This is a genomic window from Mycobacterium sp., assembly GCF_019243155.1.
Taxonomy (GTDB): domain Bacteria; phylum Actinomycetota; class Actinomycetes; order Mycobacteriales; family Mycobacteriaceae; genus Mycobacterium.
Genome location: NZ_JAFAUS010000030.1, coordinates 1 through 8,357, shown reverse-complemented (window position 1 = coordinate 8,357; position 8,357 = coordinate 1). Strand labels below are relative to the sequence as shown.

The 8,357-nt window shown below is 67.5% G+C and carries 8 protein-coding genes; 7 read left to right on the top strand and 1 reads right to left on the bottom strand.

Annotation, left to right across the window (positions count from 1 at the left end; translation table 11 throughout):
• The coding region (locus JOZ00_RS01680) for an AAA family ATPase (protein ID WP_293338816.1) at positions 1 to 1,093 on the top strand (1,093 nt) is incomplete at its 5' end.
• On the opposite strand, the gene JOZ00_RS01675 is transcribed toward JOZ00_RS01680, so the two are convergent.
• Positions 1,067 to 1,663 (bottom strand): TetR/AcrR family transcriptional regulator, encoded by a 597-nt coding sequence (locus tag JOZ00_RS01675; RefSeq protein ID WP_293338813.1) that lies wholly within the window; start codon positions 1,661 to 1,663, stop codon positions 1,067 to 1,069. The genes JOZ00_RS01680 and JOZ00_RS01675 overlap by 27 nt on opposite strands.
• Before the next feature lie 21 nt (positions 1,664 to 1,684).
• On the opposite strand from JOZ00_RS01675, the gene JOZ00_RS01670 reads away from it, so the two are divergent.
• The 6 genes from JOZ00_RS01670 to JOZ00_RS01645 all read left to right on the top strand — a co-directional run.
• Positions 1,685 to 2,497, top strand: a complete 813-nt coding sequence (locus JOZ00_RS01670) for a hypothetical protein (RefSeq protein WP_293338810.1) — start codon at positions 1,685 to 1,687, stop codon at positions 2,495 to 2,497.
• 61 nt (positions 2,498 to 2,558) lie between these two features.
• Positions 2,559 to 4,019 (top strand): MFS transporter, encoded by a 1,461-nt coding sequence (locus JOZ00_RS01665; RefSeq protein WP_293338809.1) that lies wholly within the window; start codon positions 2,559 to 2,561, stop codon positions 4,017 to 4,019.
• A gap of 76 nt (positions 4,020 to 4,095) precedes the next feature.
• Complete coding sequence (locus tag JOZ00_RS01660; protein WP_293338806.1) at positions 4,096 to 5,532, top strand: hypothetical protein; 1,437 nt, start codon at positions 4,096 to 4,098, stop codon at positions 5,530 to 5,532.
• Positions 5,529 to 6,986: an acyl-CoA reductase gene (locus JOZ00_RS01655; protein WP_293338804.1), complete on the top strand. Its 1,458-nt coding sequence runs from the start codon at positions 5,529 to 5,531 to the stop codon at positions 6,984 to 6,986. Before JOZ00_RS01660 ends, JOZ00_RS01655 begins: the two co-directional genes overlap by 4 nt.
• Positions 6,983 to 7,882 carry an SDR family NAD(P)-dependent oxidoreductase gene (locus tag JOZ00_RS01650; protein ID WP_293338801.1) on the top strand — a complete coding sequence of 300 codons (900 nt, stop codon included), beginning with the start codon at positions 6,983 to 6,985 and terminating at the stop codon, positions 7,880 to 7,882. Before JOZ00_RS01655 ends, JOZ00_RS01650 begins: the two co-directional genes overlap by 4 nt.
• The coding region (locus JOZ00_RS01645; RefSeq protein WP_293338799.1) for a helix-turn-helix domain-containing protein at positions 7,879 to 8,357 on the top strand (479 nt) is incomplete at its 3' end. The genes JOZ00_RS01650 and JOZ00_RS01645, both read left to right, overlap by 4 nt.

Sequence of the window (8,357 nt, the reverse complement as noted above, 5' to 3'; positions counted from 1 at the left end):
GTGCGACCGGGAACTGAGCTTGCCGCTGCCCGACGCCGCCACCCGCAAGGCGTTGCTGGAGTCACTCCTGAAAGCGGTGCCCACCAAAGACCTCGACCTCGACGAAATCGCCTCTCGGACACCGGGTTTCGTTGTCGCGGACCTGGCTGCGCTGATCCGCGAGGCGGCGCTGCGGGCGGCGTCGCGGGCCAGTGCCGACGGCCAGCCGCCGAAGCTCAGCCAAGAGGATCTCGTCGGCGCGCTGACCGTCATCCGGCCGTTGTCCCGCTCGGCCGGCGAAGAACTGACGGTCGGCAACGTCACGCTCGACGATGTCGGCGACATGGCCGAGGCCCGACAAGCGCTGACCGAAGCCGTGCTCTGGCCGTTGCAACACCCCGACACCTTCGCGCGCCTCGGTGTCGACCCGCCCCGCGGCGTGCTGCTGTACGGCCCGCCCGGCTGCGGCAAGACCTTCATCGTCCGCGCGCTCGCCAGCACCGGGCAGCTCAGCGTCCACACCGTCAAGGGCTCCGAGCTGATGGACAAGTGGGTGGGCAGCTCCGAAAAGGCCGTTCGCGAATTATTCAGGCGCGCACGCGATTCCGCCCCGTCGCTGGTGTTCCTCGACGAGATCGACGCGCTGGCGCCGCGGCGCGGGCAGAGCTTCGACTCCGGCGTGACCGATCGCGTGGTGGCCGCGCTGCTGACCGAGCTCGACGGCGTCAACCCGCTGCGCGATGTCGTTGTCCTCGGCGCCACCAACCGACCGGAACTCATCGATCCCGCGTTGCTCCGGCCGGGTCGGCTCGAGCGGCTGGTCTTCATCGAGCCACCCGACGCCGCGGCCCGACGCGAAATCCTGCGCACGGCCGGGAAATCCATTCCGCTGTGTGCCGACGTCGACCTCGACGAGGTGGCCGCCGGGCTCGACGGCTACAGCGCCGCCGACTGCGTGGCGCTGCTGCGCGAGGCCGCCCTGACCGCTATGCGGCGATCCATCGACGCCACCGACGTGACCGCCGCCGACCTCGCGTCGGCACGCCAAGCGGTGCGTCCCTCGCTGGACCCGGCCCAGGTCGAATCGCTACGGGCGTTCGCCAAAGCTTTCTAGCATCGCCCGCACCGACGCCGCGACGTCGGCTTCCAGCCATTTCGGCATCGGGTCGTCGCGCGCGTGGCGCCGCACCACGGCGTAAGGCAGGTCGGCAATCGCTCGGCTGACGGCATCGACGGACCGGGAATCGCTGCGCCCATAGAGTTTTCGGGCCAGTTCGCCGACCCGCTCGATCAAGGGCTTGTTCATCGCGGCGAGCGTCTCCTCAAACGACGCGTCGGGTTCGCCGTCGAGCAGGTCCGTCGGGCGGATCGTCAGCAACAACCGCGCGTCGTCGGGACACTCACGCGCAAAGCTGACCGCGGCCACGGCCATGGCGGTGGCGGTGTCCAGCGCGGTGTCCGCGTCGGCGGCCATCGCGCCCGCCTGGAAACGCTCGAGCGCGCGCAGCCACGCGGCGGCCAGGATCCCGTCGCGGTTGCCGAAGCGGTGATACAGCGTGCCCGCCGGGGCCCCACTCGCCTTCGCGATCGCGGCCACGCTGGCCGCGCGCGGTCCGCCGTCGAGCACCAGCGCCCGGGCGGCGTCGAGGATCACATCGGTTCCATGCTTCCGCGGGGGTGCCATGATCTAGTACATTCCTTCTATATGAAACGATTGCCCTATATCGATGAGCATGCCATAACCGTCGCCGCTGATCGTGAAGACACGTGGTCGGCCCTGCTGCAAGTGATGTGCCGCGACCCGCACGACCCAGCGACGGTGCCGACCGGCTTCGTCCTGCAGGAGGCGCGACCGCCGGTGCGGTTCGCGCTGAAAGGCCGCCATCCCTTCGCCGTGTACCGGCTGGTGTTCGAGCTGACGCCAGAACGTGCCGGGCACACCCGGTTGCGCGCGCTGACCTGGGCGGACTTCCCGGGCATCCACGGCAAGGCGTATCGCGCCCTTGTCATCGGCAGCCGCGCACACCGCGTCGTCGTGCGCAGGATGCTGAATCGTGTTGCGACAAAGGCGGTCCATGAAGACGGAGCCGATTACGCGGACGTTTTCGAGGCCCCGATGCCGCCCCACGACGACCGCAGCGCCGAACAATCGCTGCGCGACGCCGTGGGGGACAAACCGGGCGCGGGCGGCAGCGTGGTCGGGTGGATCCACCGCCACGTGTTGGGGTTTCACCTGGGGCCGTACTCGTCGCCCGGACACATCATCGGCTGGACGATCGCGAGCTCCGAGCACGATGAGGTCGTGCTGGCGGCGCGCGGGCCACTCATGCGAGGGCGGCTGACGCTGCGGCGCCGCGACGGTGGGCCCGCCACCCTCACCACCCGTCTGCACTACCGCCACGCGGTTGCCGCCGGGGCGGTCTGGGCCGTCGTCGGCCCGGTGCATCGCGACATAGCGCCGCGGCTGCTTGAACGCATCGCGGTTCCCCGTGAACGTTTTATATCCCCGGCCTCGTAACCCCATTGCATACAACATCTGAGAAGACGTAGCTCCGAAGCCTTCGAGGAGAGAACACGCAATGATCGCGATGCAGCCTTCGGCCGGCACGGTTCTCGGCGCGCCCGCGCACCGGGCGAGCCCGCTTGTGAAGTGGCGCGATGCCGCGCCGACCAGCCGGGTCATGGTGGTTGCGGTCATGGTGTCGATGGTGGCGTTCCTCGACACCACCGTGGTCAACCTGGCGCTGCCGGCCACAGAGCGCGAACTCGGCGGCGGCATGTGCCTGCAGCAGTGGGTCGTCGACGGGTACCTGCTGGCGCTGGCGGCCGCGATCTTGCCGGGCGGTTCCATCTCCGATCTGTTCGGGCGACTGCCGGTGATGCGCTTCGGGCTGCTGGCGTTCGGCGCGGGCTCGGCGCTGGCGGCCACCGCCGCCTCGCCGGCCGCGCTGATCGCCGGTCGGCTCGTCCAGGGTCTGGGCGCGGCGTTCCTGGTGCCCGGATCGCTGGCGATGATCAACTCCACGTTCGACAGCGAGCACCGTTCCGCGGCGATCGGATCCTGGACCGCCTGGACCGGTACCGCGTTCGCGCTCGGCCCGCTGCTGGGTGGCCTCGCGGTGGACCTGCTGAGCTGGCGATGGATCTATGCGTTGTCGGCGGTCCCGATGGTCATCGGTTTCGCCCTGACGTTTTCGCTGCCTCCGATGAACGAACCCATAAGGCGCGGCCGGCTCGACATCGTCGGGGCGGCGTTGTCGGCGGTTGGGCTGACCGCCACCGTCTATGCGCTCATCGAAGCGGGCAAGCACGGATGGCACCCGGACCTCGTTGTGTCGTTGGTCGCGGGGATCGCCGCGTTGCTGGCGTTCGTGGCCTGGCAGCGCCGCGCCCCGCACCCGCTGGTGCCGCTGGGTCTGTTCGCGGTCCGCAACTTCGCGCGGGCCAACCTGGCCACCGCGTTCATCTACGGCGCCACCGCGATGGGATCCCTTGCGATCGCTCTCTATACGCAGGAGGTCGCCGGGTACTGTGCGACCGTCGCGGGTTTGGTCACCTTGCCCACCCCAACGATGTCGTTCCTGTTCGCCAAGCGCGTCGGCGCCAGGGCCGCCCGGATCGGGCCCCGGTTCTTCCTGACGGCCGGACCGCTGCTGGCCGGATTCGGGCTGCTGCTCATCCGCCCGTCCGCGCACGGCTTCAACATCGTCACCCATCTGCTGCCCGGGATGGTGGTGCTGGCAGTCGGTCTGGTTCTCACCAGCACACCGCTGACCGCGCTGAACCTGTCGTCCGCCGAACCGGCCCGCAGCGGGACGGCGGCGGCCGTCCAGAACGCGGTGGGCCGGACGTCCGCGCTGACCGCGGTGGCCAGCGTGGGACTGATCGCCGCCGGCACGCTGACCGATGCCAGTTTCGCCCGGCTGCTACAGGTCGCAGCCGCGTTGTTCTTCGCGGGCGCGCTGGTCGGCCGCTTCTGCATCGTCAAGTCAAGTGGCGCAACCGAATTGGCCCGCGTTGAGGTTGCCGCCGGCCTGTAGTGACCCCGCTCGTCCCCAAAACTTGCAGTCAACTGCAATATTGCTTACTAGTGCATTATGGGCCTACCATGGCCCGATGACTGTCACGGACAAGCCAGCGCTGCCGGTCAGCGAATTCATGAACGACCCGATCAGTTTCTTCGGCCAGTCCTATACCCAGATGCACAGCATCGGGCGCGCCGAGCTCGAGGACCTGCAACGCCAGGCGATGGCGATCCGGTTCGACGAGCATTACCAGAGCATCGAAATGCTGCGCAAACTGGCCGACCGGCTGGGCATCAGCGCGCTGAACGAATTCAACGACGTTGTGCCGCTGATGTTTTCCCATACGGCATTCAAGTCGTATCCAGCGGCGCTCATCGACAAGAAGCGTTTCGACCTGATGACCAAGTGGCTGGACAAGCTCACCAGCTACGACCTGGCAGGCGTGGACACCACCGGCTGCGCCGGCATCGACGAGTGGATCGACAGGCTCGACGCGCAGACCCCGCTCGAGGTCATCACCTCCAGCGGCACCACGGGCACCATCTCGATCCTGCCCAAGGACAAGCGCGGCGCCGAAGAGGGCATGACGCTGTGGAAGATCTGCCTGTTCCAGACCTTCGGTCACGAGCCCACCGAGGCCGCACTCAAGCCCTCGGTCGATGTCGTGTGGCCGAACTTCGCCAACGGCAAGCTCGGTCACCTGCGCATCGCCAACATGATCAAGCGCGGTTTCACCGGCGGCGACGAAAGAAGATTCCACGCCCTGTACCCATTCGCGGTGGACACCGACCTGATGTTCCTGGCGTCCAAGATGCGCGCCGCGGCGTCGCGCGGCGAACTCGACCGGCTCGAGATCGACCCGGCGCTGGCCAGTCGCAAGGACGAGTTCATCGCGATGCAGGCGCGCCAGGCCCAGGACATGGAGGCGTTCTTCACCCGCATCACCGACCAGCTGCGGGGCAAGCGGGTGTTCATGCTCGGCACCTACCACCTGATGTACGACATCGCCAAGGCCGGTCTCGAACGCGGAGTGCGCAACGCCTTTGCCCCGGACTCGGCGATCCTCACCGGTGGCGGCATGAAAGGCGTTGCGCTGCCTGATGATTTCATGACCGTCATCAAGGACTTCCTCGGCGTCGACCGCATCCAGGTCGGCTATGGATTCTCCGAGTCCAGCACCTTCCATTGGGGTTGCAGCGAGGGCCGCTACCACGTGGCGCCCTGGGTCATCCCGTTCATCCTCGACCCCGATACCAGCGAGCCGTTGCCGCGCACCGGTATTCAGACCGGCCGCGCCGCCGTCTACGACATCCTGCTGCGCGCCCACTGGGGCGGGGTGATCTCGGGTGACGAAGTCACCATCGACTGGGACCTGCGGTGCCCGTGCGGGCAGGCCAGTGTCGCCTTCGAGCCCGACATCATCCGCTACAGCGAGAAGCAGGGTGTCCAGGACGACCGGATCACCTGTGCCGCAACGCAAGAGGTGCACAACGAAGCCGTGAATTTCATGAAGGGCGTGGAACTTTGATCGCTTACACCGTTCCGCTGTTCCTGCGGGGGCAACTGATCACCGACGACCTGGTTCCCTTCGACGCTCGCATCGGCGCGTCCCAGTTCCAGGCACCGGACATGGCCAAGTACGCCGAACTCCTTCCGCTGCGCAGCCCCGCGGAGATGAGCGACCTCTACCAGCTGAGCTTCGACGAAATCCTCGATGTCCTGGCCGCTCTCGGCGAGGCGCTCGACTTCGAGTCGAACGCCCACCTGCAGGAGGCATACGAAGCCTCCTTGGTGGCCAACGTGCTGCCGGCCGAGATGCTGAAGAACAGCTATCGCGTGCTGCCGCCGCTGTTTTCCCGCGACAACGTCACCGAGATCGCTCACAGCCAGGTCGGGCTGGACTACCTCAACGGCTGGGTACCGCACCGGCTGCGCGACGGCCGCGAATTACGGGTGCGCGCCTTCGGATCCAGGACTCTGCACATCCCGGCGGGCAACGGCGGCCTGGTCTCCGCGGTGACCATCCTGCGCTCGGTGATCACGCGGTCCGACGCGATCATCAAAGCGCCGTCCAACGATCCGCTGACCGCGATCGCGATCGCCCGCACGCTGGCCGACGTTGCGCCCGATCACCCGATCACCAAGCACCTGGCGGTCGGCTACTGGAAGGGTGGCGACGTGGCCGTGGAGGAATCCCTCTACCAACCACACCACATCGAAAAGATCGTGGCCTGGGGCGGATTGGCGTCGGTCAAACACGTAACCCGGTACATCCAACCGGGTCTGGAGCTCATCGCGCTGGACCCCAAACGCAGCGCCACCATCATCGGCCGCGAGGCGTTCGCCGACGACGACACGCTTCGCGAGGTGGCCCGGCGGGCCGCGACCGACATCGGCGTCGCCAATCAGGAGGGATGCGCCAACGCGCGGGTCATCTACGTGCTCAGTGGAACCGACGCCGAGGGGCTGGCCCACGCCAATCGGCTCGGCGAACTCATCTACTCCGAGCTCGTCGCGCTGCCCGCCGTCGTCAGCACCCCGCCGCGTTACCCCAGCCGCGAATTGTGCGACCATGTCGAGGCGTCCCGCATGGCCGAGGACTTCTACCGCGTCATCGGTGGCGAGCGGCGGGAGGGCGCCATCGTCGTCTCCCAATTCGATGAGCCCGTGGACTATTCGCCGATGCTGACCGGGCGGGTCGCCAACATCGTGCCGGTCGATAACATCGACAAGGTGACGGCCGCGGTCAACGCCTACACCCAGACCATCGGGATCTATCCGGAATCGCTCAAGCGCCGGTTGCGCGACACGTTGCCGTTGTTCGGCGCGCAACGGCTGACCAGCCTGGGCTACGCGTGCAGCGTGGCGGTCGCCATGCCGCAGGACGCCATCGAGCCGATCCGCCGGATGTGTAAGTGGATCGTCGACGAGGAATGCGATCCCGCCGTCGTCGTCCCCCTCTGGCAGCTGACACCGGCATGACCGAAAACCCGACCGCACTGCAAGTCGTCGACGGAATCGACCTGTCCGGCAAGACCTGTGTGATCACGGGCGCCTCGTCGGGACTGGGCCGCGAGTCGGCCCGCGCCCTGACCGCCGCACGCGCCCACGTCATCCTGGCCGCGCGCAACTCCGACGCCCTGGCGCAAACCACCGACTGGATACGGGCCGAGGTACCCGGCGCGCGGACCTCGACCGTGGAGCTCGACCTCACGGCGCTGGAAAGTGTCCGCGCGGCCGCGAGCGCGATCCGCGACATCGCGCCGGTCATCGACATCCTGATGAACAACGCCGGTGTCATGTTCACGCCGTTCGGCCGCACCCGGGACGGCTTCGAACTGCAAATCGGGACAAACCATTTCGGGCACTTCGAACTCACCCGGCTGCTGATCCCCCAACTCGCCGCAGCTGCCGGGGCCAGGATCGTCATCCTGTCCTCCGGCGGCCACATCCTGGGCGACGTCGACTTCGACGATCCCAACTGGGAGCGTCGCGAGTACGACAAGTTCGTCGCGTACGGTTCGTCCAAGACGGCGAACATCCTGCACGCGCGCGAAGCCGATCGGCGCCTGCGCGACTCGGGAATCCGGGCCTACGCCGTTCATCCCGGCACCGTGGCAACGTCTCTCGCGCGGTACATGTCCCGCTCGGATTTCTCCTCGCTCCGCGAGCTCGCGAGCGGACACCTCGACGTCACGACGCCCGAGCGCGGCGCGTCCACTCAAGTGTGGGCCGCGGTCACGCCCGAACTGACCGACCGCGGCGGCCTCTACCTCGAAGACTGCAGCATCAGCGACGCAGCCGCGCCGTATGCCCTCGACGAGCAGCGCGCGGCCGATTGGTGGACGCTGTCCGAGAAGCTTTGTGCGACATCATGAACAGATACGAACGGCGCAAGCTCGAGGTGCGCGAGAAAATCCTGGCAGCCGCATTCGACCTGTTCTTGCAGCACGGCGTGGCGGCCACCAGGATCGAGGAAATCTGCGAACGCGCCGACGTCGCCAACCGAACGTTCTTCAACCACTTCGCCACTCGGCAGGACATGATCCGGGCGCTGGCCGAGCAACGACTCGTCAACCTGCACGACGTCGTCTTCGCCCGGGCCGACGAGGCGATCCCGGCCCGGCTTATCGGCGTGTTCGACGACATCGCCGCGACGCTGACCGAATCGGGAGACACCTACCGCGAGATGATCGGAGAGATGCTGGCCACCAACGGCTACGGCATCCAGCGCGGCGCCAAACTGCACGACACCTTTGTCGAACTGATCAAAGAGGGCGCCGCGCGCGGCGAGGTGACCGCGGGCCACGATCCGGAAACCCTGGCCGACATCATCGTCGGCGCGCTGTCCGG

What these genes read in the sequence shown, in the direction of transcription:
- JOZ00_RS01665 (WP_293338809.1), top strand. Translation starts at nt 2,559, where the DNA reads ATGATCGCGATGCAGCCTTCGGCCGGCACGGTTCTCGGCGCGCCCGCG.
- JOZ00_RS01670 (WP_293338810.1), top strand. Translation starts at nt 1,685, where the DNA reads ATGAAACGATTGCCCTATATCGATGAGCATGCCATAACCGTCGCCGCT.
- JOZ00_RS01660 (WP_293338806.1), top strand. Translation starts at nt 4,096, where the DNA reads ATGACTGTCACGGACAAGCCAGCGCTGCCGGTCAGCGAATTCATGAAC.
- JOZ00_RS01650 (WP_293338801.1), top strand. Translation starts at nt 6,983, where the DNA reads ATGACCGAAAACCCGACCGCACTGCAAGTCGTCGACGGAATCGACCTG.
- JOZ00_RS01675 (WP_293338813.1), bottom strand. Translation starts at nt 1,663, where the DNA reads ATGGCACCCCCGCGGAAGCATGGAACCGATGTGATCCTCGACGCCGCC.